The sequence below is a fragment of the Rhodanobacter sp. B04 genome, from assembly GCF_002001125.1.
GTDB lineage: Bacteria > Pseudomonadota > Gammaproteobacteria > Xanthomonadales > Rhodanobacteraceae > Rhodanobacter.
Genome location: NZ_MUNV01000009.1, coordinates 316,698 through 339,914, shown reverse-complemented (window position 1 = coordinate 339,914; position 23,217 = coordinate 316,698). Strand labels below are relative to the sequence as shown.

20 protein-coding genes are annotated in these 23,217 nt (G+C 62.8%); 7 read left to right on the top strand and 13 right to left on the bottom strand.

From position 1 onward, the window contains the following. Positions 1-4: 4 nt before the first annotated feature. The 6 genes from B0E46_RS09150 to tfpZ all read right to left on the bottom strand — a co-directional run bounded on the left by B0E46_RS09150 (position 5) and on the right by tfpZ (position 8,123). Complete coding sequence (locus tag B0E46_RS09150) at positions 5-1,186, bottom strand: DegT/DnrJ/EryC1/StrS family aminotransferase (RefSeq protein WP_077555465.1); 1,182 nt, start codon at positions 1,184-1,186, stop codon at positions 5-7. 116 nt (positions 1,187-1,302) lie between these two features. Then, complete coding sequence (locus B0E46_RS09145; RefSeq protein ID WP_139350484.1) at positions 1,303-3,582, bottom strand: hypothetical protein; 2,280 nt, start codon at positions 3,580-3,582, stop codon at positions 1,303-1,305. Next, positions 3,582-5,600, bottom strand: coding sequence for a hypothetical protein (locus tag B0E46_RS09140; RefSeq protein ID WP_077555463.1), 2,019 nt, complete (start codon positions 5,598-5,600; stop codon positions 3,582-3,584). The genes B0E46_RS09145 and B0E46_RS09140 overlap by 1 nt, the downstream gene beginning before the upstream one ends. A gap of 103 nt (positions 5,601-5,703) precedes the next feature. Continuing rightward, positions 5,704-6,156, bottom strand: a complete 453-nt coding sequence (locus tag B0E46_RS09135) for a pilin (protein ID WP_077555462.1) — start codon at positions 6,154-6,156, stop codon at positions 5,704-5,706. A gap of 350 nt (positions 6,157-6,506) precedes the next feature. After that, a complete protein-coding gene (locus B0E46_RS09130) occupies positions 6,507-6,965 on the bottom strand; it encodes a pilin (RefSeq protein ID WP_077555461.1) in 459 nt (152 codons plus the stop codon). 414 nt (positions 6,966-7,379) lie between these two features. After that, positions 7,380-8,123 carry a TfpX/TfpZ family type IV pilin accessory protein gene (gene tfpZ, locus B0E46_RS09125; protein WP_139350483.1) on the bottom strand — a complete coding sequence of 248 codons (744 nt, stop codon included), beginning with the start codon at positions 8,121-8,123 and terminating at the stop codon, positions 7,380-7,382. 246 nt (positions 8,124-8,369) lie between these two features. Between tfpZ and B0E46_RS09120 the strand changes: the two genes are divergently transcribed. Continuing rightward, positions 8,370-10,502, top strand: coding sequence for a S9 family peptidase (locus B0E46_RS09120; protein WP_077555459.1), 2,133 nt, complete (start codon positions 8,370-8,372; stop codon positions 10,500-10,502). A 74-nt stretch (positions 10,503-10,576) separates the two neighbouring features. Here the strand turns inward: B0E46_RS09120 and B0E46_RS09115 are convergent, their stop codons facing one another. From B0E46_RS09115 to B0E46_RS17720, 7 genes are all read right to left on the bottom strand, one after another. Next, entirely contained in the window at positions 10,577-11,590 is a 1,014-nt protein-coding gene (locus tag B0E46_RS09115; RefSeq protein ID WP_077555458.1) for a magnesium and cobalt transport protein CorA, read from the bottom strand. A gap of 47 nt (positions 11,591-11,637) precedes the next feature. After that, a complete protein-coding gene (locus B0E46_RS09110) occupies positions 11,638-13,005 on the bottom strand; it encodes a GTP-binding protein (RefSeq protein WP_077555457.1) in 1,368 nt (455 codons plus the stop codon). A gap of 12 nt (positions 13,006-13,017) precedes the next feature. Then, the gene (locus B0E46_RS09105; RefSeq protein WP_077555456.1) at positions 13,018-13,566 is read right to left on the bottom strand and encodes a YceI family protein; all 549 of its coding nucleotides are present in this window, start codon (positions 13,564-13,566) and stop codon (positions 13,018-13,020) included. Continuing rightward, positions 13,566-14,144 (bottom strand): cytochrome b, encoded by a 579-nt coding sequence (locus tag B0E46_RS09100; protein ID WP_077555455.1) that lies wholly within the window; start codon positions 14,142-14,144, stop codon positions 13,566-13,568. The genes B0E46_RS09105 and B0E46_RS09100 overlap by 1 nt, the downstream gene beginning before the upstream one ends. Next, complete coding sequence (locus B0E46_RS09095) at positions 14,141-14,761, bottom strand: YceI family protein (RefSeq protein ID WP_077555454.1); 621 nt, start codon at positions 14,759-14,761, stop codon at positions 14,141-14,143. The genes B0E46_RS09100 and B0E46_RS09095 overlap by 4 nt, the downstream gene beginning before the upstream one ends. 106 nt (positions 14,762-14,867) lie before the next feature. Further along, positions 14,868-15,869, bottom strand: coding sequence for a polyprenyl synthetase family protein (locus tag B0E46_RS09090; RefSeq protein WP_077555453.1), 1,002 nt, complete (start codon positions 15,867-15,869; stop codon positions 14,868-14,870). Positions 15,870-15,876: 7 nt separating this feature from the next. Next, positions 15,877-16,116, bottom strand: a complete 240-nt coding sequence (locus tag B0E46_RS17720; RefSeq protein ID WP_168171172.1) for a hypothetical protein — start codon at positions 16,114-16,116, stop codon at positions 15,877-15,879. Between B0E46_RS17720 and B0E46_RS09085 the strand changes: the two genes are divergently transcribed. From B0E46_RS09085 to B0E46_RS09060, 6 genes are all read left to right on the top strand, one after another. Further along, a complete protein-coding gene (locus tag B0E46_RS09085; RefSeq protein ID WP_077555452.1) occupies positions 16,108-17,091 on the top strand; it encodes a VTT domain-containing protein in 984 nt (327 codons plus the stop codon). The two genes, B0E46_RS17720 and B0E46_RS09085, sit on opposite strands and share 9 nt — an antisense overlap. A 254-nt stretch (positions 17,092-17,345) precedes the next feature. Beyond that, on the top strand, positions 17,346-17,438 hold the full coding sequence (gene kdpF / locus B0E46_RS09080) for a K(+)-transporting ATPase subunit F (RefSeq protein WP_077555451.1): 93 nt from the start codon (positions 17,346-17,348) through the stop codon (positions 17,436-17,438). Then, positions 17,435-19,237, top strand: a complete 1,803-nt coding sequence (gene kdpA, locus B0E46_RS09075) for a potassium-transporting ATPase subunit KdpA (protein ID WP_077555450.1) — start codon at positions 17,435-17,437, stop codon at positions 19,235-19,237. Before kdpF ends, kdpA begins: the two co-directional genes overlap by 4 nt. 3 nt (positions 19,238-19,240) lie before the next feature. Further along, the gene (kdpB, locus tag B0E46_RS09070) at positions 19,241-21,313 is read left to right on the top strand and encodes a potassium-transporting ATPase subunit KdpB (protein ID WP_077555449.1); all 2,073 of its coding nucleotides are present in this window, start codon (positions 19,241-19,243) and stop codon (positions 21,311-21,313) included. A 113-nt stretch (positions 21,314-21,426) separates the two neighbouring features. Continuing rightward, the gene (locus B0E46_RS09065) at positions 21,427-21,630 is read left to right on the top strand and encodes a hypothetical protein (protein WP_077555448.1); all 204 of its coding nucleotides are present in this window, start codon (positions 21,427-21,429) and stop codon (positions 21,628-21,630) included. Positions 21,631-21,719: 89 nt separating this feature from the next. Beyond that, positions 21,720-23,207: an outer membrane beta-barrel protein gene (locus B0E46_RS09060; protein ID WP_077555447.1), complete on the top strand. Its 1,488-nt coding sequence runs from the start codon at positions 21,720-21,722 to the stop codon at positions 23,205-23,207. Positions 23,208-23,217: the final 10 nt, after the last annotated feature.

The window sequence follows — 23,217 nt, the reverse complement described above, 5'->3', positions numbered from 1 at the left end:
GTATTCAACTCCGGTGGCTGGCGCATATGCCAATGATGTCAGAAATGGTCTGGACAGCGTGCTGGGGCATGGAGAGTCCCGTCGGCAGGATAATTACTCGCTCAGCTACGAACTGGGTGTTCGGTAGCATCAACCCTGCATGCGGAAACAGATCGCGGTACGGCCTCATCATGTGCGCTCCTGGCCAGAAGTATTTGCGGGCCAAGACATTCTCAGCTTGGAGCGCAGCTACGATCTGGTCGCGAGTTGCGGCACAACTTTTGTCAACTTCGATGACCACATAGTGATGGCTGTTGTGTCCAGCCGGGTCGTAGGCCAACACCGAGATGCCTGGAATGTCGGCCAATGCTGAAGTGTAAGCGGCATGGTTGTGCATGTTGTCCGCGACCACTTCACCATGGCCGTCGAGGTTGGTCAGTCCCATCGCCGCACAGACCTCAATCATCTTGCCGTTCGTGCCGGGATGAATGACATTGTCGTAACCATGGAAGCCAAAGTTGCGCATCAGGCGTATCGCTTCGGCCAACGCGTTGTCGTTGGTGGTGACCGCGCCACCTTCGAAGGTGTTGAATGACTTAGTGGCGTGGAAGCTGAATACCTCGCATTCCCCAAAACGGCCGATTACCTGGCCTTTGTAGGTACTGCCGAAGGCATGCGCCGCGTCAAACATCAGCTTCAGGTCATGTTCGTCGGCAATGGCCTGCAACTCATCTACTTCTGCGGCACGACCCCACAGGTGGACGCCGATGATACCGGTGGTGCGTGGTGTGATCATGCGGCGCACGGCAGCGGGGTCCAGGTTGTGCGTAACTGGGTCGATGTCGGCAAACACCGGGGTGATACCTTGCCAGTACAGCGCATGCGCAGTGGCCACAAAAGTCCAAGATGGCACAATCACTTCGCCTTCCAACTCCAGTGCGCGGATGGCGATTTCAAGAGCGATGGTTCCATTGCACATCGCCACGCAGTGCTTGACGCCGAGATGTTCGGCGATGCGCTGTTCGAATTCCTGCACCATCGGCCCATTGTTGGTCAGCCACTGGTTGTCAAGTATCTGATTGACGCGCCGTAGGAAAGCTTCGCGGTCGCCAATGTTGGGGCGCCCAACGTGCAGAGGCTGGTCAAATGCCGGTGGTGCGCCATTGATGGCGAGATCGGCTGTGCTGCGGATGGTCTTGGTAGGCACGTTTAACTCGCCCCTGAAAATCGGTGACGTGGATAAGATCAAGCGTATCGCAATCAACAATGACGTAGTTGCGCAGCGCTTCCCTCAGGCCAAGGTCGTGGTCCAGAGCGCTCGGCTCACTGCATACCTGGCAACACGCGTAGCTCGTTCAAGCTGGTGTCCAGACTCCCACCGATATTGAGCGCTTGTAGGTCGTGCAACGCTGCAAGTGCGTCGTCCTTGCGTCCCTGTGCCGCCAACATCCGCACCAGGGTGATGCGGTAGGCCGGTTCGTTGGGTGCGGCCTTTATGGCTTCGTCGGTCATGCGTTCTCCCAGCGGATGATCGTCCAGCACATTCCACGCGTAGTCGCCATACATCGCCAGTAATCGGGCACTTGGGCCCGGGTGCGACAAGGCCGCCAGGTAGGCTTGCATCATGCGCTGTTTCGGCAGGTCGCAATGATCTTCGCGTGCGCACTGTGTTAGTGCACCGAGTGAGCTTTCGTCTTGCACGCCGGGCTTGTGGTCTTTTAGCTTGGCAATCATCGTGTTCCACCACGCATCCTTTAGTGGCAGGTGCATGTGTGAGTTCATGAAGATCAGTGCCTGCTCCGGGAGGATCGAGGATCCGGGGAGGGCTGCTGCCCTTTCCAGTGGAGAGTAAGCCAGTTTGGTGAATGGGGATGATGGATCGTAGTGTGAGTAAATGATGTAAGTACGACCTAGCTCGTACTGCGCACGCGGCGATCTCGGTGCACGATTGGCCAGGTCTTCGGCGAGCCTCAACGGATTGCCCCAGGCGTAAGCGGTGAGCGCCGTCAGTGCGGTCCAGCACAACATAAGCCCAGCTAGCAAAGCATAGCGTGGCAGAGCCATCGGCAAAGTAGCGATGACGCCTGTCTCAGAAGCGACTGCGAGCACGTATGCAGGGATTGATGTTTGCTGTACCGTTTCGGTAGGTAACAGATTGGTGGCCGCGACTGAATCTGCTCCAACTGGCGTGGAATATTCCCCTGGAATTTGAAGGCTGGCTGGAGCGGCAAGCAGCGGGATGATCGCCAGTAGTAGGCCGAAGCTGGCGAAGTAATTTCGGTGCTCGTAGATCAGCTCCAGCGGAATGATGGTGCCCGTCAGCAGTTGGCAGCCCATGAACAGAGCGATGCCCAGTGACATTAGCGGCTGCCGCTTGCGCAAACTGACCATCAGTGCGATCAGTGTTGCCAGAACCAGCATGCTGGGCAGGGTGGTCCATGGTTTCAGCAGCCCACTCGAAATATGGAAGTTGTCGTGATAGAACGACAGCGCATGCGGCGACGGCAGTAGCGTCCAGGCGATGTAGTCCACGATGATGCGTGCTTCACTGAGCAGCCGCGTGGTCAGGGTGAAATCGCGAGTAGCCCAGTTTTCGGGGTTGAGCAAGCCGGGCAGAAACCGTGCTAGCCCTATTGCCATCGGTAGCGCCAGCACCAGCAGAAACAGTGCAACGATGCGACGATCGCGACGCCGAGCCGGTGGCATCTCGGATGTTGCCGCTACGGCGGTGTCCTGGGAGCGCTGAAAGCCGAACATGAGCCACTCGACCAGGAACGCATAGAGCGGCAACATAACCGCCGTCTCTTTGGCTAGGATGCCCACGGCGGTTGGGAGGGTGATGCTGACTGCGCATAGGATGAAGCTTCTGGTGCTGTTAGAAGAGTGACTCCATCCCAATCCTCCCCTTCGAGCGGCAGCGGGAGCAGAGCCGTAGGAGGTGGTCTGTTCCAGCATACGATGGCGCCCGGCAACATAACCGATCAGTCCGAGCAGCACGAACAGGTTGGCCATGCTCTCCATCCGTTGCACCACATACAGCACACCGGAGAGATTGATCGGCAGCAGCATCCAGCAGGCGGCGACCAGGACGGCAACGATGTCGCCCCTGGCTGATCCGGTCACGACACCCGCTGGAGCGCCTTCAGCCATGAGGCTCTGCGCTTTGCTGCTGACATTGCTGTGTTCACCCCCGTGAGCGTTCACAGTTGAATTGGCTCCAACAAGCCAAGCAAGCCGCTTCTGCGCATCGACTCTTATCAGCTTCTGTGCCAACAGAAACACCAGCAGTCCGTTCAGCAGGTGGATCACAAGGTTGGTGAGCTTCATCCAATATGGATTGAGGCCAGCGGTGAGGTAGTTGGCGGCGAAACTCAGCGAAGCCAGCGGCCGCCCGAATTCGCTCGAGGGCGACGACAACGCGGCTCGTACCAGCGAAGGCATGCTGGCATCCTGCGGCTGCACGCCGTGATTGTCGACGATGTTTGGGTAGTCGTCGAACAGGAATGTACCGTAGAGACCAGGCCAGTACACGGCGATGGTGAGCAGGAATGCTGCAGCCAGCAACCATTGGTGGCTTGGAAAACGGGTGCGCAGTGCATGCATCATCGAGTCGCGGTGGAGTGAGGGGGGGACGGTATTGTATTCTGGCTGCCAGTGCTGGCGGCGACGCTCAGTGTGCGGCGAAGCTGGTCCAGTTCGTGTTGCCAGTAGTTTTGGCGAGTGAGCACCCAGGCATGGAGGTTGCTCATGTTGAAAGCCATCGGTATAGATTGCGTCGGTAATTGCTGGTAGTAATCCAGTAGGCGCAGACCCAGCTCGGGGTAGCCGTATTCTCCCATTGTGGCTGCTGCCCTCAACGCCATGCCTGGCCGCGGCAGCAGATCAAGCGCGTGGACAAAGTCCGCCAGCGCGGCTGCGGGATCATGTTGGGCCAGCGCCACGCGTCCCTTCAGATAGATCATGTCTTGTTTTTGCCCATCGGCCTGCAGCTTTGGATTCCCCAAGCCGGCGTCGACGAGAGTGAGCAAGTCCGATAGCGTCAGTCCGCCGCAACGGCCCGAGATTACCAGCGGTAGTATCCGCTCGAACCATCGCACGAACAGTGTGCCGGTATTGGCCGTACTCAGCATCGCTGTGCGCGCGATCTGCAGGTCTGCTGGCTCAATGCTGCCAATCATGCAGCGCGCATTGATCAGGCTGAACGCAAGCTGTGCCTGATCCGGCTGCACGGCAAGCAGGCGCTCCAATTGTCCAGCCGCTATTTGTGCGTGCCCTTGGTACATCAATATCTCAGCCGCATTGGCCTGGGCACGCGGTGATCCGGGGTTCAGTCGCGCCCACAGCGTCCCTTGTGTCTGCACATTGCCCCAGACCACGGCACGGGAGTGCGTCATGCCGACGAGCGCGAGAGGCAGAATCAGCATCATCGCGGTCTTGAACCTATGCAGCTGGCGGTTGTCAGCCAGCCACAGACCCAATGGCCAGAACATCAGCAGGGCCGGTACATAGTTGCGGTGTTCGAAATACAGCTCCAGCGGAATCGAGGTCGACTCCAGCAACTGACCGGCAAAGTAAAACAGCATAGCGAGGGCCGGGGCCGGATGGCGCCGCCGTTGCCACCAGGCGCCCGCGATAAGGACAAGCACCGCTAGCATCGCCGGTAACGTGGTGGCCGGATGCAGCCAATCGGCCGACGCATTCAACTGGTCATTGAACAGACCACTGGAAAACGGTCGTGGCATCCATAGCAGCTTAAGGTAATCGAGCAGCACCCGCGGCTCGGTCAACAGACGCTGGCCGATGTTCCACGGGCGCACGCCGACGGGGCCGCCGACCCACAGGCCATGCGCACCCGTCCATAATACGTAGCTGAGCAACCCAGCCGCGGGAATGATCCCGAAGACGATCATCACGAGTTGATGCGCTCGGTTTGCCGCGCCGGCAGGCAGCGGCCGATGCGGCCGCAACACGATGAGCTCGATCAGTAGGGCGTATAGCGGCAACAGGCTGCCGTTGGCCTTGGCTAAGGTGCCGAGCAGGGTGAAGCCACCCAGTCCGAGCACACTCCAGAGTGTACCGGCTCGGAGCTCGCTTTTGACCAGTTGCTGGCGCCCATGCAGCCATAGCAGCAGGCCGCTCAGCACGCAGGTAGCTGCCAGCATCGCCTCGCGCTGCACGATGTAAAGGGTGGTGGAAACCAGTAGCGGGTGCAGCAGCCACAGCGCGCAGCCGAGCAGGGCGGCCAGTTGCGCTCGGCGCGTCTCGATATCCAGCAGCGCACCCAGCCGTACCAATAGCGCATACAGCAGGGTGCTGTTGAGCAGGTGCAGGATCAGGTTGCTGCGCTTGAAAGGCAGTGGGTCGGCGGGCCAGTTCTGCGCGTCGATCAGAAACGTCAGCAAGGCCAGCGGCCGGCCGGTGGGATCGGCGGTGCCCGAGGTAATGTAGCGCCAGAACGTGGCCCAGTGCGTCACCGGACCATAGGCACCCAGTGCTGGCAGACTGCCAAAGTCATCAAACAAGAAGCCACCGTGCAGGCCGGGGGCATACGCCCACCAAGACACAAGCGCCAAGAGTGCGAGCGCAAGCAAAGGAATGCTGGAGCGATAACTAGGCTGCATGCAATCTGAGTTTCAGCAACTGGAGGATGATCTGAAAAAACGAAGGGCCACCCATGGGTGGCCCTTCGTACAACACCTTAGCCGTAAGACGGCAGCTATCGAATTACTGAGTACGGCAGGACGACGGCAGGTACTTCTGCGGGACAGCGGTACCTACTGCAGTGGCGGGCGAACAGGTCCAGTTGATCGAGCCACCATTATCGGTGGGCGACAGGGTGAACGTATCACCTTGGATCGCCTTGTTAGCCGATGCGCCGCTGAACGTCGCGGTAATTACACCAGACACCACGTTGACCCCGGAAACATACTTTCCGCTGATAGATGCTGCATTGGTCGGCAGGCCCGCAGACTGGTTGCCCGTGGGCCAAGTGCCATGGTTCGAGTAAAACTCAGAAACAGCCGTCTTGGCGCCATCGGACAGTACCGCACCCTCGGAGACCTGCGAGCGGATCAGGTAATCCTGATAGGCCGGGATAGCGATAGCGGCGAGGATCGCGATGATCGCAACCACGATCATCAGTTCGATCAGGGTGAAGCCTTTCTGCATGTTCTTCATGGTGGTTCCTCTGTGTGGTTAGCTAACCGTGTGATGCCCCCTGAGCCCCAGTCCCGATTCCCCCTAGGCGGGATCGGACTCCATACGCGTGGTCAGGAACGACCAGGAAGCTCGTGACAGAATGATGCAGATTGTGTGCCATCATTGCCGCCGGTGTATTCCCGCATACCGCAGGCTAAAGGATTGTGCCCCTCGTCACGAAAGCCTGCAAGGGATTCGAGCCGCGCGCTGCGAACTTACGGAATGTGGGGATTCGGGTAAATCAGGTGCCGGTCAATTCGGGTCAGGTAGTGACGTTTTTTGTCAATCCGAGGCCCGTGGAGCGCTGTGGCTCGTGCGCAGATGACCTGCTAGTTGCTGCGACAGGACGACGGCAGGTATTTGGCAGGAACAGGATTTGTCGGAGCAACGGCGGGGGCGCAAGTCCAGTTCATCGAACCACCGAGGTCGGTGGGTGAAAGGACAAGGTTATCGCCGGAAATTTTGCTGTTCACACTCGGGCCGGTGAATTTGGCGGTGATGACACCGTTTCCCACGGTGACCGAAGAGACATATTTGCCGCTAATGGATGCGGCATTGTTCGGCAGGCCCGCGGATTGGTTATTCGCGGGGAAGTGCCCGGTGTTGGAGAAGAAATCCCATATCGAAGCCTTGGCGCCGTCGGCCAGCACCATGCCCTCGCTGACCTGGGCACGAACCAGGTAGTCCTGGTAGGCGGGAATCGCGATGGCCGCGAGTATTGCGATGATCGCCACGACGATCATTAGCTCGATCAAGGTAAAACCGGCGGATAGGCGCTGGCGTGACATGGTGGATTCCCCCAGGAAGATGCCTGAGGGGAAGCACGTTATGTACCAAGGCCGGTGGGACTTCCGCAATGCTTATCGGCATCTTGCCGAAATGAGAAAACCGTCACCGAAGTCGTACAGCTTTAGGCTTGCTTCACCGCGATTGCCAGCGATCATTTCACACCGCTGGACTGCTGCAGTGCGGACCATGCACAGGAGTGCAAAAGCGTTCGTGACTAAAGTCGCTCCAGGAGCTTTAGCAGGCTGTTGAGAAACCCCGACCAACAAGCCATACGATAGGCTTTGTTGATCGTAAAAGCGCGGCCATGATGGTTTTCGGGCGCACGTTCCCTCACGTCGGCGACGGATTCCACCACTGGCCGATACCGCCAAGGCGGATCAGGTTGTACGCGGCGAAGGGTAATCCCCCCGGTTTTACCAAGGCTCGATAGCCAGTATCGCGAGGGGGCGTCGGGTCTCCGGCGACATGATCGCGGTGTAGTCGTGATCGCCGCGTTGTAATGGCAATGCCAGCAAAGGCGTGCTTCCGGCAGTGCTCTGGATCTCATCGAGTTGCCTGCGCTGACTGGCCGTAACATGTTTCAGTTGAGGTAGCGGTATGGCGTGATGCATGACTCTGTCTATGACTTGAGCATAGGAGACGTAGAATTGGGGCAGCTGATCTATATCCTTGCCGCCTTCCAACACCTTTATCACCGCGCCAGGATCGACGGAATTGCTAGGCGGTAACGCGCCAACCAAGCTGGGTCCGGTCCAGGAGCGTCTGCGGAAGATCGGTTGGCTGCCGCGGGCCAGATCAGCATCAGCAAGTTGGTCGGCCGAGACGAGCACCAGCCGGTCCACTTCTGCCACAACAAATACCGGCCGCGCTGCGGCGATCACGTGAACGCCATAGGCGAAGGCGATTACTTGGATGATTGCGATGATCGAGAGATCCAGCTTCAGCAGGCGCTTGGCCTTGTGCGGACTGACCACCAGCAAGGTCAGCAAGGGGCCAATGCAGACGTCCACACCCATGAGCAGGATAATTAGCCGGCTGGCGCCGGCCGCGATGAAATAGGGTGGCGGGAACCATAGAAAGTAGAGCAGGGCAGCGATACCCACGGCGAGCCCCATGCTGATGGTCAGGTGGATGGCAGAGGCTTTCCAGCGATTCATTATTTCTACTTTTCCTGGCTGGGGCGTTGTCCGGAAAATATCGATTGCAATCCGCTTGCACAAGCTTTTCAGTGGGCACCAAGAATGCTTTCTGGTGCCTTTGATGCGCAGACCTGTATTGTAACTTCGGCGATCTACCAAGCGCACAGCTCGTGGTAATTTTCTACAAGTAGAGTAGCGGACTGCTTGCGTCCCATAAGTTCTACGTACTTACCGTCAGGGTTTGAGCCAATTTAGGAATACTTTATGAAACCTTTGATTTCTGCGTTGCTGCTGGCGCTGGTGGCCGTGCCTGCGATGGCGGGCGATATCACGGACACCAGTTTCGTCAAGACGCATGGCCCGCATCCATTCAACGTGCGCGACCTGGTGATGATGCAGCGGGTCAGCGATCCGCAACTGTCGCCGGATGGGCGTTATGCCGCATTCGGCGTGCGCAGTACGGACTATGCGGCGAACAAGGGTATCAACGCGGTGTATGTGCTGGATCTGTCGGGCAATGGCAGTCAGCCGGTGAAGGTGGTCGACAAGGGCGGCTCGGCGCTGTGGTCGGCGGATGGGCATAGCCTGTATTTCGTGGCGCCTGCCAAGGGCGTGGCGCAATTGTGGCGAGTGGATCTGGGCGGCAAAGGTGGTTTGGATCTGGCCAAGCACGCGGCGCCGGTGCAGGTGAGCCATGCGCCGCTGGACATCAACGGCTACAAGCTGTCGCCGGATGGCAAGCAGGTGCTGCTGTCGTACGAGGTGTTCACCGATTGCGCCACGTTGGCCTGCACCCAGCAGCGAGTCGAGGCGCGCAGCAAGGACAAGGCCAGCGGCACGTTATATACCAAGCTGTTCGTGCGGCACTGGGATACCTGGGCCAACGGTCGGCGCAACCAGCTGTTCGTGGCCGGCTTCGATGACAAGGGCCAGCTGCCGGTGGAGCCGACCCTGCTGAGTCGCGGCATCGATGGCGACGTGCCGAGCAAGCCGTTTGGCGACGAGAGCGAATTCGGCTTCGCGCCGGATGGCAAGACGGTGTATTTCGATGCGCGCATCGCCGGAACGACGGAGCCGTGGTCGACCAACTTCGACGTGTACAGCGTGCCGGTGGACGGCTCGGCCGCGCCGCGCAACCTCACTGCCGACAACAAGGCGTGGGATGCGTATCCGGTGGCATCGCCGGACGGCAAGACCTTGTACTACCTGGCGATGAAGACGCCGGGCTTCGAAGCGGACCGCTTCGCGATCATGGCGCTGAATCTGGCTACCGGCGCGAAGCGCGAGGTCGATCCGAAGTGGGATCGTTCGCCCGGCGGTCTGTCGATTTCCGCCGATGGCAAGACGCTGTATGCCACGGCCGATGACGAGGGGCAGCATCCGCTGTTCGCGATCGATCCGGCCAACGGCGAGGTCACGCGGCTGTCCGGTGACGGGACCGTGGATGGTTATTCACTGGTCGGCGACAAGCTGCTGCTGAGCCGTGACGACCTGAAACACCCGGCCGATCTGTATCTCGCCAAGGCCAACGGCAGCGACCTGAAGCAGGTCACCCACTTCAACGCCGAGGATCTGAAGAACGCCAAAGTCGGTGATTTCGAGTTCTTCAACTTCAAGGGCTGGAACAACGAGACCGTGCAGGGCTATGTGGTCAAGCCGGTCGGTTACCAGCCGGGCAAGACCTATCCGGTTGCCTTCATCATCCACGGCGGCCCGCAGGGTGCGATGACCAATGGCTGGAGCTATCGCTGGAACCCGCAGACCTACGCGGGACAGGGCTTCGCCGTGGTGACGGTGAACTTCCACGGTTCCACCGGCTATGGCCAAGCGTTCACGGATGCCATCTCCGGCGACTGGGGCGGCAAGCCGCTGGAGGATCTGAAGTTGGGCTGGAAGGCCGCGCTGGACAAGTACAGCTTCCTCGACGGCAACCGCGCCTGCGCGCTCGGCGCCAGTTACGGCGGCTTCATGACCTACTGGATCGCTGGCGTGTGGAACCAGCCGTGGAAGTGCCTGGTCGACCACGACGGCGTGTTCGACACCCGCGCGATGTACTACGACACCGAAGAACTGTGGTTCGAGGAGAAGGAAAATGGTGGCACCCAGTACGAGCATCCGGAGAACTACGAGAAGTTCAACCCGATCAACCACGTCAAGGACTGGCGCGTGCCGATGCTGGTGGTGCACAGCGGCGACGATTTCCGCATTCCGATCACCCAGGGCCTGGGTGCGTTCACCGCCATGCAGCGCCGCGGCATCCCCAGCCAGTTCCTGACCTTCCCGGACGAGAACCACTGGGTGCTGAAGCCGCACAACAGCGTGCAGTGGCATGACGCCGTCAATGCATGGCTGAAGCAGTGGACCGCCGTGGATACGTCGAAGACCGCGACAAACTGAGCTGGATCAACGGGCAATGAAAACGGCGGCCTTCGAGCCGCCGTTTTCATGAGCATCGCTATGAGTGGCTCAGCTCACAGCCACTTCGCGCGCTTGAGCAGCAGGAAGATGCCGCCGACCACACACAGCATCGCCACGATGACAGCAGGATAGGCCCATGGCTGGCTGAGCTCGGGCATATGGGTGAAGTTCATGCCGTACCAGCTGGTGAGCAGGGTGGGTGCGGCGAGCATGGCGGCCCAGCCGGCGAGTTTCTTCATCACCTCGTTCTGGCCGAAGGTGACCAGCGAGAGGTTGACGTTGATCGCGGCGGTGAGCATTTCGCGCATCGCGTTGATCGATTCGTTGACGCGGAACACGTGGTCGTAGACGTCGCGAAAGTACGCGCGCAGTTTTTCGGGAATCAGGTTCGGGTGCAGGCGCACCAGCTGGCTGATGATGTCCTGCAGCGGCGCCACCGCCAGGCGCAACGTCATCAGGTCGCGCTGCATGTCGTACAGCCGCTTCACCGTGCTGCGCTTGAAGGTCTCGGCGAAGATGTCCTGTTCCAGTTGCTGCAGTTCCTCGCGGAAGTCGCGCACGATCGGCAGCAGGTTGTCGACGATGAAGTCGAGTACGCCGTACAGCGCATAGCTGGGGCCCAGCGCCAGCAGTGCCGGCGTGTGTTCGCAGGTGCGCCGTGCCGGCGCGTAGGACAGCGAGGCACCGTGGCGGATGCTGACCAGGTAGCGCGGGCCAAGGAACAGGTGCGTCTCGCCGAATTGCAGATGACCCTCGATCAGCTGGGCAGTCTGCACCACCAGGAACAGCGAGTCGCCGTAGGTTTCCAGCTTGGTGCGCTGGTGCGCGGCGTGCGCATCCTCGATCGCCAGGTCGTGCAGGCCGAATTCCTGCTGCAGCTTGAGCAGCAGGGCCTCGTCGGGCTCGTGCAGGCCGACCCATACGAAGGTGTCCGGCTCCTTCAGCGCGTCACTGATCGCGTCGAGGCTGATGTCGCCGATCCGGCTGCCGTCGTTGCGGTAGGCGATACAGTTGACCACCATGGGCTGCTGGGTGGTCGATGGCGCTGGCGGCGTGATCAGGTTCATCGCATGCATGATGCCCGGCACCGGAAGACAGGGCAATTGCAGTCGTGCTATGCCCGGTGTGATTTCAGCCGCCTCAGGAGTTCCTCGCGCGCCTCGCGCAGGATCGAGTCGCGGTCGAGGCTGGCGACGATCTCGGCGACGGCGCGCTTGGCGCCGGCTTCGCCCCAGGATTTGCCGGCGATCAGGTAGCGTTCGGCGGCGCGGCCGATCAGCACGGTGGCGTACCAGCCGAGTGCGCCTTGCGCAGCGGCGGTGACCACTACCGACAGGCCGGCGCTGACGCCCTTCAATGCCGAGGCGACCAGTTGCATGCTCCAGATCGCGCCCATCAGCGCGGCCAGCTGGGCCGAGATCACCGCCACCAGCCGGCCCGATTCGGCGCGGGTCAGCGGCAATCCGTACACGCGTGACAGCTGCACCACCATCGCTGCATCCAGTCCGGCGGCGGCGAGCAGGTCGGCGACCGGGATCGGGTTCAGGGCGACCGCCACGCCCTTGGCGATGCAGTAATGCCGGATCAGGTTCGCGGCGACCGCCTGCCGTGTCTGCGCTATGCGTGCGCTGACCTGGTCGGTGAGCCGGCCGGCATACAACCCGGCATTGATCGCCGACAGCGTCTTGCCTTCGCGCGCCGCGATCGCCAGCAGACGTTCGCGCAGGGCGGCGACATCGGGCGGACGCGCCTGCTCATGCGCCCGCTCGCGGCCGTGCGCATCGAGTTCGATCACCCGCTGCGCGGCGGGATCGGCGGCCACCGCCAGCACGTCTTCCGCGCGGACCAGGCCGCTTGCGCGCAAGCGCAGATGCTCCAGCAGGCTGCTCAGTTCGTCGCGGCCGTAGCGGTCGGCCTTGTTCAGCGCCAGCAGCAGCGGACGCTGGGTGGCGGCGAGCGTCTTCAGCGCATCGAGTTCCTCGCGGGTGAGGTCGCCGTCGCAGACAAAGATCACCAGGTCGCTGACTTCGGCGACCTCGAACGCGAGTTGCTCGCGCGCCTCGCCATCCAGCTCGTTGATGCCGGGCGTGTCGATCAGCACCAGGCCATCGTGCTGTGCCTCGTCGAGGCGCGCATGCGCGGCATCGGTGGTGGTGCCGTGCAGCACACCGACCGCGAACGCCTCATGGCCGAGCAGCGCATTGCCCAGTGCCGACTTGCCGGTGGACACGCGGCCGAACACGGCAATGTGCAGTTCGCCGCGTTCGAGCTTGTCCAGCATGTGCTCGATGCGGCCGAAGTCGGTGGCCAGTTCGCTGCGAACCGACGCGGGGATGGTCGGATCACCGAGCAGGCTGCGCAGGCTGTCGGCTACCCGCGTCGAGCCGGTCGTTGCATTGCGCGGCGCGGGTGTCGCGATGGCGCCGGCGTGCTCGGACGTGAGCCAGCCGCGCAGGCGTTGCCACAGCGTGTCGCCCGCCATCGAGGTGGCCGCTTACTTCGGCGCGAGCTGCAGGTGCCCGTTGATCTTCACGTCCGCCCCGATCACCGAGGTGTCGGCGTAGTCGCCTGTGCCCACGCCGAAGTCGAGCCGCTTCACCGTACCGGCGACATCCAGCGTGGCGCCGCTGCCGTGCGGCTTGAACGTCACGTTGAGGCTGACCGGCTTGGTCACGCCGCGCAAGGTCAGGTTGCCGTCGGCGATCACCTGTGCACCGTTCTGATGGAAGCCGGTGGTGACGAAGTGCGCCTGCGGAAACTTCGCTACATTGAAGAAATCGGAGCCGGGCAAGGCACCGTCGCGATCCTTGTCGCCGGTCTTCACGCTGGCCAGGGTCACGGTTACGTCGAATTTCGAGGTGGCGAGTTTTGCGGCGTCGTAGCTGATCGCGGCTGTCCACTGGCCGAACTGGCCATTGAAGGAAGCGCCCTGGAACGTGCCGCTGAAGCCCAGCGTGCTGGCCGCCGGCTGCACGCTGTAGTCGGTCGCGGCGGCAGCGCAGGGCAGGGCGAGTGCGAGAAAAAGAAGGGCAAGGCGATGCATCAGGATTCTCCTCGGGGAGTGGAATCGTTGCGCGGTCGGCCGAACGGCAGCATCCGGCGCAGCACATTGTCACGGTCGAACACATGGTGCTTCAACGCCGCACCTACGTGCGCCACCAGCACCAGCACCAGCAGCCAGAACAGATATTCATGCACCGCGTGCGAGAGGTGACGCAACGCGTCGTTCTTCGCCCCCAGCGCCGGCAGATTGAACAGCTTGAACCATTGCAGCGGCTTGCCGGTGACGGAGTTGAACCACCAGCCGCTGAGCGGAATCGCTGCGATCAGCAGATACAGCGTGCCGTGGGTGAGGCGTGCTGCCAGCTGCTGCCAGCGCGGGGTGGGCTCCTCTACGGGTCGTCGATCGCTCCAGCGCCACAGCACGCGCAACAGGAACAACGCGAGCACGGTCAGCCCGATCGACTTGTGCAGGGCCAGCCAGTTGATCTTCTGCATCGGCGAATGGGCCAGGTCCATCAGCAGGCCGAAGATGCCGTTGCCGATGATGGCCAGCGCGATGACCCAGTGGAAAAACTTGGCCACCGAACCCCACTGGCGGTCATTGCTGCGCAGGCTCATGGTTGCTCCTTCGAAGGTGGGACAGCGTGGTCGTCGCGGATCGCCTCAAGCTCCAGCCACACGCTTACCTGGTGCCCAATCGAACCGGAATAGGCGGTTATGCCGAAAGCGTCGCGATCCAGCATGGCGGTGGCCGAGAAGCCGGCTACGTCGTGCAGGCCGTAGATCGTTCGTCCGGCGCGGTTGAAGGTAAAGGGGATGCTCACGGCTTGGCTCGCACCGCGCATGCTGAGCAGGCCATAGAGTACGCCATGCTGGGCATCCTTACGTTCGATACGGGTGCTGACGAAGTGTGCGTGGCGATCATGCGTGCAGTCGAGCAGGCTTGGCTTACAGACGGCTTTGTTCCAGTCCGCATCGCCCATGTCCAGGCTGCCCAGGTCGATGTCCAGCTCGGTGGCTGCGGTGCTCCAGTCGTCCGGATCGAAACGCAGCCAGCCCTTGGCGATATGCAGCCGTCCAAACGGACGCGAATAGCCGTCGTGGCTGATGCTGAAGACGATCTGGCTATGTACCGTGTCGTAGCGATAGCTGGCGCTGGCGGCGTGCGCCGATCCCAGTGGCAGCAGGATCACCGCAAGCTGCAACAACCAGCTGATTGAACGCGAACGGAGCATGGGGCGAAGTCTGGCCGATCAGCGGCGGCGGTGCCAGCGTCCATTCGGGAACGGTTGGTTTCCCTGGCCAACCCAATGGTGAAGCGTGCTGTGGCTATGCGATCAGTCAGAACGTGCGCTGTACCGAATAGTCGGCCAGCGTGGCGAGCGCTTCGCGATAGACCGAGGCAGGCAGATCGTCGAGCGCGGCCTGGGCCGCCTCGGCATGCATCACGGCCCGTTCGCGGGTGCGTTCCAGTGCGCCGGAGTCGCGGATCGAGGCGATGATGCGGTCGAGCGAGTCGAGGCCGCCGTGTTCGATCGCGTGGCGCAACGACTGCACCTGCGCGGGGTTTGCCTGCTCCAGCGCATAGATCAGCGGCAGCGTCGGCTTGCCCTCGGCGAGGTCGTCGCCGATGTTCTTGCCCAGGGTGCCGGCATCGCTGACGTAGTCGAGCAGGTCGTCGGCGATCTGGAACGCGTAGCCCAGTTCCATGCCGTAGCGGCGCAGCGCAGTTACCTGCGTTTCCGGCAGGCCGCCGAGGATGCCGCCGAGTTCGGTGGCCGCGGCGAACAGCACGGCGGTCTTGCGCTCGATCACCGCCAGATAGGCCGCTTCGCTGACGTCGGCGTTGCCGATGTTGAGCAGCTGCAGCACTTCGCCCTCGGCGATCGTGTTGGTGGTGTCGGCGAGAATGCGCATGATGCGCATGTCATCGAGTTCCACCATCAGCTGGAACGAGCGCGAATACAGGAAGTCGCCGACCAGCACACTGGCGGCATTGCCCCACAGCGCATTGGCGGTCTTGCGGCCGCGGCGCAGGTCGGACTCGTCCACCACGTCGTCGTGCAGCAGGGTGGAGGTGTGGATGAACTCGATGATCGCGGCGAGCTTGGCGTGGCGGTCGCCGCGATAGCCGGCGGCACCGGCGGCCAGCACGTGCAGCATCGGGCGCAGCCGCTTGCCGCCGCTGGCGATGATGTGGTCGGCAATCTGGTTGATCAGCACCACGTCGGAGGACAGCCGCTGGCGGATCAACGCATCGACGCGCTGCATGTCGGCAGCGGCGAGGTCGCGCACATGGGCGAAGTCGGCGGGGCGTCGGGCGTCGGCTGGCATCGAGTTCATGGGGGCTTCAAGGCGGCGTATCCTCGCGATTATAAGGCTGCGACGAGGGTTGCGCCGCGATTTGCGACGCGCCGAGGGTCACGCGGGCGACGTTTTCGGCGAAAGCGGCCGGCCGGGACGGCGGATCGGGCTCGGGCGGTGACGTTCCGGTGCGGTCCTCGACGGTTTGCAATGGCGGTTGGTTGGCCCAATCATGGGTGCCTGCGGTTTTGCGGAACCGTGACCGAGTATCGATCCGATGGCCCATCACATCATCGCGCTGATCGCCCAGTACGGCCTGTTGCTGGTGTTCTTCAATGTGCTGGTGGAGCAGGCGGGTGTGCCGGTGCCGGCGGTACCGACCATGGTCGTGGCCGGCGCGCTGAGCGCCAGCGGCAAGCTGCCGCTGGCCGGCATCATGTCGGCGGTGGTGCTTGCCTGCCTGCTCAGCGACCTGGTCTGGTACTGGGCGGGTCGGCGCTTCGGTGCTGGCGTGATGCGCACGATCTGCCGCATATCGCTGTCGCCCGATTCCTGCGTGAAGCAGTCCGAGCTGCGCTTCCAGCGCTGGCGCGGGCGGATCCTGCTGATCGCCAAGTTCGTGCCCGGGTTGTCGACGGTGGCGCCGCCGCTGGTGGGCGCGATGGGTTTGCGCGCCGGCACCTTCATCTTGCTGGATGGTCTGGGCTCGCTGCTGTGGGCGGGCATGGCGGTGGGGCTCGGCCATGCTTTTGCAGCGCAGATCGACGATCTCCTGGCTGACCTGGCCAGCGCAGGCACGGTGGCGTTGGAGCTGCTGCTGGGTCTGCTCGTGCTCTATATCGCGGCCAAGTGGTGGCAGCGCCGGCGCCTGCTGGTGGCCTTGCGCATGGCCCGGATCACGGTGGACGAACTGAGCGAATCCATCGCCGACGGGCAGAATCCCGTGGTGGTCGACGTGCGCTCGCAGGCCGCACGCCTGCTCGACACGCGGATCATCCCCGGTGCGTTGCTGGCTGACCTGGACGGTGTCGACCAGGCGCTGCAGGACATCTCGCGGGACCGCGAGCTGGTGATCTATTGCAGTTGCCCGAACGAAGTCTCCGCCGCCAAGGCGGCCAAGCTGCTCATGGCGATCGGCTACCGCAACGTGCGTCCGCTATTGGGTGGCCTGGATGCATGGGATGCGGCAGGCTATGCGATCGAGCGGCTGCCATCGGACACCGCGGCGAATGGCGAGGGTTCCTTGCACATGACGGCCTGAAGCCGGTCCGCACGTCCATGCGGAAAATTTTACGCGTTCTATACGCGTAGCCGCTGCCGCGATACCCCGTTCTTATGCGGTACTTCCTACAGTGCGCGTCGCCCATTCCTGGAGTCGACGCCGATGGATTTCGTCTACCTCTTGTTCCTGCTCGTGCTGTGCGCGGCCGTGCTGGGCTTTGCGCTGATCTGCGATCGGCTGAGCCCGCGCAAATAAGCCGCTGCACTTTTTTCCACTGACATGAGCTTTCCGTCATGAATGTCCTGTATATCCTCGCCGGCCTGATCGCCGCGGCGCTGGCCGGCTACCTGTGCGTGGCCCTGCTCAAGCCGGAGTGGTTCGAATGACCAGCAATGATTTCCTGCAGGTCGGCCTGTACCTGGTGGTGTTGCTGCTGCTGGTGAAGCCGGCCGGCAGCTACATGGCGCTGGTGTTTTCCGATACGCCGAACCGCGTCACCCGTTTCGGCGGTGGCGTGGAGCGCGTGATCTATCGCCTGTGCGGCATCCGCGATGACGAAGCCATGGGCTGGAAGCGTTACGCGCTGGCCATGCTGCTGTTCAACGTGCTCGGCGTGCTGGTCGTCTATCTGTTGCAGCGCGTGCAGCAGTGGCTGCCGCTCAATCCACAACACTTTGCCGCCGTCTCGCCGGATTCGGCGATGAACACCGCGATCAGCTTCGCCACCAACACCAACTGGCAGGGCTACGCCGGCGAGTCGACGATGAGCTACCTGACCCAGATGCTGGGGCTGGCGGTGCAGAACTTCCTCTCCGCGGCAACCGGTATCGCGGTGCTGGTGGCGGTGGTGCGCGGCTTCAGCCGGCGCTCCTCGCTCAGCATCGGCAACTTCTGGGTCGACCTCACCCGCAGCGCGCTGTACGTGCTGCTGCCGCTGTCGCTGCTGATAACGATGTTATTGGTGTCGCAGGGTGTGGTGCAGAACTTCAAGTCCTATGTCGACGTGCCGGTGGTGCAGACCACCAGCTACACCGAGACGGTGAAGGACGCGGCGGGCAACGCGGTGAAGGATGCCGCGGGCCATGACGTGACCAGGGAAACGCCGGTCACCACGCAGACCCTGCCGATGGGCCCGGCCGCGTCGCAGATCGCGATCAAGATGCTTGGCACCAATGGCGGCGGCTTCTTCAATGCGAATTCGGCACACCCGTACGAGAACCCCACGCCGTTCTCCAACTTCATCGAGATGCTGGCGATCTTCCTGATCCCTGGCGGCCTCTGTTACATGTTTGGCATGCAGGTGAGCGATCGGCGCCAGGGCTGGGCGATCCTCGCCACCATGCTGGTGATCTTCATCCCATTGACGATCGCCCTGGTGGCGGCCGAGCAGGCCGGCAATCCGGCGTTGCATGGACTGGCGGTCGATCAGCATGCCTCGGCGCTGCAGGCCGGCGGCAACATGGAGGGCAAGGAGACCCGCTTCGGCATCGCCGCGTCCGGCCTGTTCGCGGCGATCACCACGGCCGCCTCGTGCGGTGCGGTCAACGCGATGCACGACTCGCTGACGCCGCTCGGCGGCCTGGTGCCGATGTGGCTGATCCAGCTGGGCGAAGTGATCTTCGGCGGTGTCGGCTCGGGCCTGTACGGCATGCTCGCCTTCGCGGTGGTGGCGGTGTTCATCGCCGGGCTGATGGTGGGCCGTACGCCGGAATACCTCGGCAAGAAGATCGAGGCCTACGAGATGAAGATGGCCAGCCTCGCGGTGCTGCTGCCGTGTGCGCTGGTGGTGATCGGCACGGCCATCGCGGTCATGGTGCCGGCGGGCGTGGCGGGTGTGGCCAACCCCGGCGCGCACGGCTTCAGCGAGATCCTCTACGCGGTCAGCTCGGCCTCCAACAACAACGGCAGTGCGTTCGGCGGCCTTTCGGTCAACACGCCGTTCTGGAACGTGCTGCTCGGCATCTGCATGTTCCTGGCCCGTTTCCCGCTCGCCATCGCGATGCTGGCGATGGCTGGCTCGCTCGCGGCCAAGCGCCACGTACCCGAATCGGCCGGCACCTTGCCCACGCATACGCCGCTGTTCGTCACGCTGCTGGCCTGCGTGGTGATCGTGGTCGGCGCGCTGACCTTCCTTCCGGCCCTGGCCCTGGGGCCGATCGCCGAATCCCTGATGGCGGGACACTGAATCATGACCGCACAAACTCAAGCAGCGAGCGGCTTCAGCCGCGAGCTGGTGCTCACGGCGATGGCCGATTCGTTGCGCAAGCTGTCGCCGCGGTTGCAGTTCCGCAATCCGGTGATGTTCGTGGTGTTCGTCTGCAGCGTGCTGACCACGCTGTTGTGGGTGCAGGCGCTAGCCGGTCACGGCGAGGCGCCGACCGGCTTCATCTTCTGGGTCAGCCTGTGGCTTTGGTTCACCCTGCTGTTCGCGAATTTCGCCGAGGCGCTGGCGGAAGGCCGTGGCAAGGCGCAGGCCAATGCGTTGCGCAGTTCGCGCAAGGATGTGATCGCGAAGAAGCTGGCCTCGGCCGATCGCCATGCAGCGATCACCTTCGTGCCGTCCAGCGATCTGCGCACCGGCCACCACGTGCTGGTCGAGGCCGGCGAGCCGGTTCCCGGCGACGGCGAAGTGGTGGTCGGCGCGGCCAGCGTGGACGAGAGCGCGATCACCGGCGAATCCGCACCGGTGATCCGCGAGTCCGGCGGCGACCGCAGCGCGGTGACCGGCGGTACCCGCGTGCTGTCGGACTGGCTGGTGGTGCGCATCACCAGCAATCCGGGCGAGAGCTTTCTCGACCGCATGATCGCGATGGTGGAAGGTTCCAAGCGGCGCAAGACGCCCAACGAGATCGCGCTGACCATCCTGCTGGCGAAGTTCACCCTGATCTTCCTGCTGGCCTGCGCCACCTTGCTGCCGTATTCGATCTACAGCGTGCAGGCGGCGGGCATCGGCCATCCGATCACGCTCACGGTGCTGATCGCGCTGCTGGTCTGCCTGATCCCGACCACGATCGGCGCGTTGCTGTCGGCGATCGGCATCGCCGGCATGGACCGGATGATCCGCGCCAACGTGATCGCCACCTCCGGCCGTGCGGTCGAGGCGGCCGGCGACGTCGACGTGCTGCTGCTGGACAAGACCGGCACCATCACCCTGGGCAACCGCCAGGCGGTGGCGTTCTATCCGGCGCCGGGCATTGATGAAAGGATCATGGCCGAGGCCGCGCAGCTGGCCTCGCTGGCCGACGAAACGCCGGAAGGTCGCAGCATCGTGGTGCTGGCGAAGGAGAACTTCGGCCTGCGCGAACAGCAGCTCGAGGCGATGCACGCGCAGTTCGTGCCGTTCACCGCGCAGACCCGCATGAGCGGTGTCGATTTCGGTGCGCGGCAGATCCGCAAGGGTGCGCTGGATGCGGTGGAAAAGCATCTGGAGTCGCAAGGCAGCCATCTGCCGCCATTGGTGAAACGCATGGCCGAGGACATCGCGCGGCGCGGCGCCACCCCGCTGATCGTCACCGAAGGCGCGCGGGCGCTGGGCGTGATCGAGCTGAAGGACATCGTCAAGGGCGGCATCAAGGAGCGCTTCGCCGAGATGCGCAAGATGGGCATCAAGACCATCATGATCACCGGCGACAACCCGCTCACCGCTGCAGCGATCGCGGCCGAAGCGGGTGTCGACGATTTCCTCGCCGAGGCCACGCCCGAAGCCAAGCTAAAGCTGATCCGCGACATCCAGGCCGAGAACCGGCTGGTGGCGATGTGCGGCGACGGCACCAACGACGCGCCGGCGCTGGCCCAGGCCGACGTGGCGGTGGCGATGAACACCGGTACGCAGGCGGCGAAAGAGGCCGGCAACATGGTCGATCTCGACTCCAACCCGACCAAGCTGATCGAGGTGGTGGAGATCGGCAAGCAGATGCTGATCACCCGCGGCTCGCTGACCACGTTCTCGATCTCCAACGACATCGCCAAGTACTTCGCGATCATCCCGGCCGCGTTCGCGACCACCTATCCCGCGCTCAACGCGCTCAACGTGATGCACCTGGCGACGCCACAGAGCGCGATCCTCTCGGCGGTGATCTTCAATGCGCTGATCATCATCTTCCTGATCCCGCTGGCGCTGAAGGGCGTGAAGTACCGCGCGCTCGGCGCCGGCGCGCTGCTGCGCCGCAACCTGCTGGTCTACGGCCTGGGCGGCATCGTGGTGCCGTTCCTCGGCATCAAGCTCATCGACATGTTGCTGGTGCTGGTTGGACTGGCGTGAAGCTTTTGCCCGTCATCCCAGCGAAGGCTGGGACCCAGTGTCAGTCGCTTGCTTGCAAGTCGCTGGATCCCAGCCTTCGCTGGGATGACGACTTCCTTCCATGGAGTTATGTCATGCAAACGCTGAAACTTTCGGTATCCCTTCCCGACGACACCCATCCCGACATGGAGCTGCGCCTGTCGGCCAACGACTCCGACTGCGACGTGGTGATCGCGCTGCCACTGCGGTCGCGCAGCGAACTGCCCACCGTGGCCGCGGACCAGGCCCCGCGCAGCGAGCAGGACGACTACGTACTCGGCGGTTACGCCGGCATCTGATACCCGCGGGCGTCACGCGGCGGCAACCCACGAATATCCATCCACTATAGAAAAGACGGCCGTTGCGGGCCGAAGTTGCAGGGAAAGACATGTCACACAAGAAAGTTGCATCGCTTGCCTTGATGCTGATGCTTGCTGCAGCCGGGCAGGCACAGGCGGGCGCGGATGTCGCCGCGTCGCCGGTTTCGGCCGACAAGGACACGACCGTATCCACGGCACCGGTGGCGACGAGCAGCGACTGCTCCAGCGGGTTTCTGTCGCGCCTCGCGGCGGCCTATCGCGAAGACGCGCAGCCGGCGGATCCGAACGCGCCGGCGCCGAAGCGCCGCGCGCTGGACTCGCCGTTCGATTCGGCGCCGTTCCCGTCGTCCGAATGGCAGCTCGGCGGCGTCGACAATGCCATCGGCGTACCGAACGAGAATTCGCAGTACCCGCTGGAAAAGGCGTTGGCCTGTACCAGGCTGGGCCAGTGGATGCAGGCCAACCGGATCGAGACGTATGGCTGGATCAATCCCTCGGCCAACTTCAGTTCGTCGGGCTTCACCAACTACCCGTTGTCCTATGCGACGCGGCCGAATCGTGTCGAGTTCGACCAGTTCCTGTTCCGGGTGGAACGGCTGCCGGATACCGTGCAGACCGATCACCTCGACTGGGGCTTCCACTTCGACAACCTGTACGGCTACGACTACCACTACACCACCATGAAGGGCGTCTTCAGCAACCAGCTGCTGAACAACCCGAACACCCAGCAGTTGCCGGGCAAGGCCTACGGCGACGACCCGATGATCTGGTACGTCGACCTGTACATCCCCTGGGTGGCGCAGGGCATGCAGATCACCGCAGGCCGCTATCTGTCGATCCCCGACATCGAGGCGCAGTTCGCCCCCGAGAACTACCTGCTGACCCACTCCATTCTGTACACGGTGGATGCCTATACCAACACCGGCATCATCACCACGACCAAGCTCAACGACCAGTGGACGGTGCAGCTGGGCGTGCACAGCGGCGACGACTCGGCGTTCTGGAACAGCTCCGGCACGCTGAGCGCGCAGGCCTGCGTGCGCTGGGTATCCGCGTCGAACAACGACATGCTGTACCCCTGCGTGGAGTCCTGGAACAAGTCGAAGCAGACCTACAACAACCTGCAGGAATTCGTGCTGACCTGGGGCCACCGCTTCACGCGCAGCGTGCACATGCTGACCGAGGTCTATCACATCTACGTGCGCGACCAGCAGGGTGCGCCGCTCGGCGTGCCGGGTTATCCGCTGGGCCAAGCGCCGAATTTTCCGGCCGGCAACAACCCGGCCTACGGCATCGTCAACTACTTCAACATCGAGTTGAACCCGACCAACATGCTGTCGATCCGCAACGAGTTCTACAACGACGTGCAGGGCCAGCGCACCGGCTTCGCCACGCGCTATTCCAGCCACACGATCGGCATGACGCACTGGGTGTCGCAGGACCTGGAGATCCGTCCGGAGCTGCGCTACGAGCGCGCCTATGATTTCCCGGCCTATGACGGCGGCACGAAATACCACCAGGTGACCGCGCTGATCGACGCGATCCTGCACTACTGAGGCGATGACC

Excerpts from the sequence above, each read along its gene's own strand:
- tfpZ (WP_139350483.1), bottom strand. The coding sequence starts at position 8,123 with ATGAATCGCTGGAAAGCCTCTGCCATCCACCTGACCATCAGCATGGGG.
- B0E46_RS09145 (WP_139350484.1), bottom strand. The coding sequence starts at position 3,582 with ATGCATGCACTGCGCACCCGTTTTCCAAGCCACCAATGGTTGCTGGCT.
- B0E46_RS09065 (WP_077555448.1), top strand. The coding sequence starts at position 21,427 with ATGCAAACGCTGAAACTTTCGGTATCCCTTCCCGACGACACCCATCCC.
- B0E46_RS09085 (WP_077555452.1), top strand. The coding sequence starts at position 16,108 with ATGGCCCATCACATCATCGCGCTGATCGCCCAGTACGGCCTGTTGCTG.
- B0E46_RS17720 (WP_168171172.1), bottom strand. The coding sequence starts at position 16,116 with ATGGGCCATCGGATCGATACTCGGTCACGGTTCCGCAAAACCGCAGGC.
- B0E46_RS09060 (WP_077555447.1), top strand. The coding sequence starts at position 21,720 with ATGTCACACAAGAAAGTTGCATCGCTTGCCTTGATGCTGATGCTTGCT.
- B0E46_RS09115 (WP_077555458.1), bottom strand. The coding sequence starts at position 11,590 with ATGAACCTGATCACGCCGCCAGCGCCATCGACCACCCAGCAGCCCATG.
- B0E46_RS09105 (WP_077555456.1), bottom strand. The coding sequence starts at position 13,566 with ATGCATCGCCTTGCCCTTCTTTTTCTCGCACTCGCCCTGCCCTGCGCT.
- B0E46_RS09110 (WP_077555457.1), bottom strand. The coding sequence starts at position 13,005 with ATGGCGGGCGACACGCTGTGGCAACGCCTGCGCGGCTGGCTCACGTCC.
- B0E46_RS09100 (WP_077555455.1), bottom strand. The coding sequence starts at position 14,144 with ATGAGCCTGCGCAGCAATGACCGCCAGTGGGGTTCGGTGGCCAAGTTT.
- B0E46_RS09090 (WP_077555453.1), bottom strand. The coding sequence starts at position 15,869 with ATGAACTCGATGCCAGCCGACGCCCGACGCCCCGCCGACTTCGCCCAT.
- kdpA (WP_077555450.1), top strand. The coding sequence starts at position 17,435 with ATGACCAGCAATGATTTCCTGCAGGTCGGCCTGTACCTGGTGGTGTTG.
- kdpB (WP_077555449.1), top strand. The coding sequence starts at position 19,241 with ATGACCGCACAAACTCAAGCAGCGAGCGGCTTCAGCCGCGAGCTGGTG.
- B0E46_RS09120 (WP_077555459.1), top strand. The coding sequence starts at position 8,370 with ATGAAACCTTTGATTTCTGCGTTGCTGCTGGCGCTGGTGGCCGTGCCT.
- B0E46_RS09130 (WP_077555461.1), bottom strand. The coding sequence starts at position 6,965 with ATGTCACGCCAGCGCCTATCCGCCGGTTTTACCTTGATCGAGCTAATG.
- B0E46_RS09140 (WP_077555463.1), bottom strand. The coding sequence starts at position 5,600 with ATGCAGCCTAGTTATCGCTCCAGCATTCCTTTGCTTGCGCTCGCACTC.
- B0E46_RS09095 (WP_077555454.1), bottom strand. The coding sequence starts at position 14,761 with ATGCTCCGTTCGCGTTCAATCAGCTGGTTGTTGCAGCTTGCGGTGATC.
- B0E46_RS09135 (WP_077555462.1), bottom strand. The coding sequence starts at position 6,156 with ATGAAGAACATGCAGAAAGGCTTCACCCTGATCGAACTGATGATCGTG.
- kdpF (WP_077555451.1), top strand. The coding sequence starts at position 17,346 with ATGAATGTCCTGTATATCCTCGCCGGCCTGATCGCCGCGGCGCTGGCC.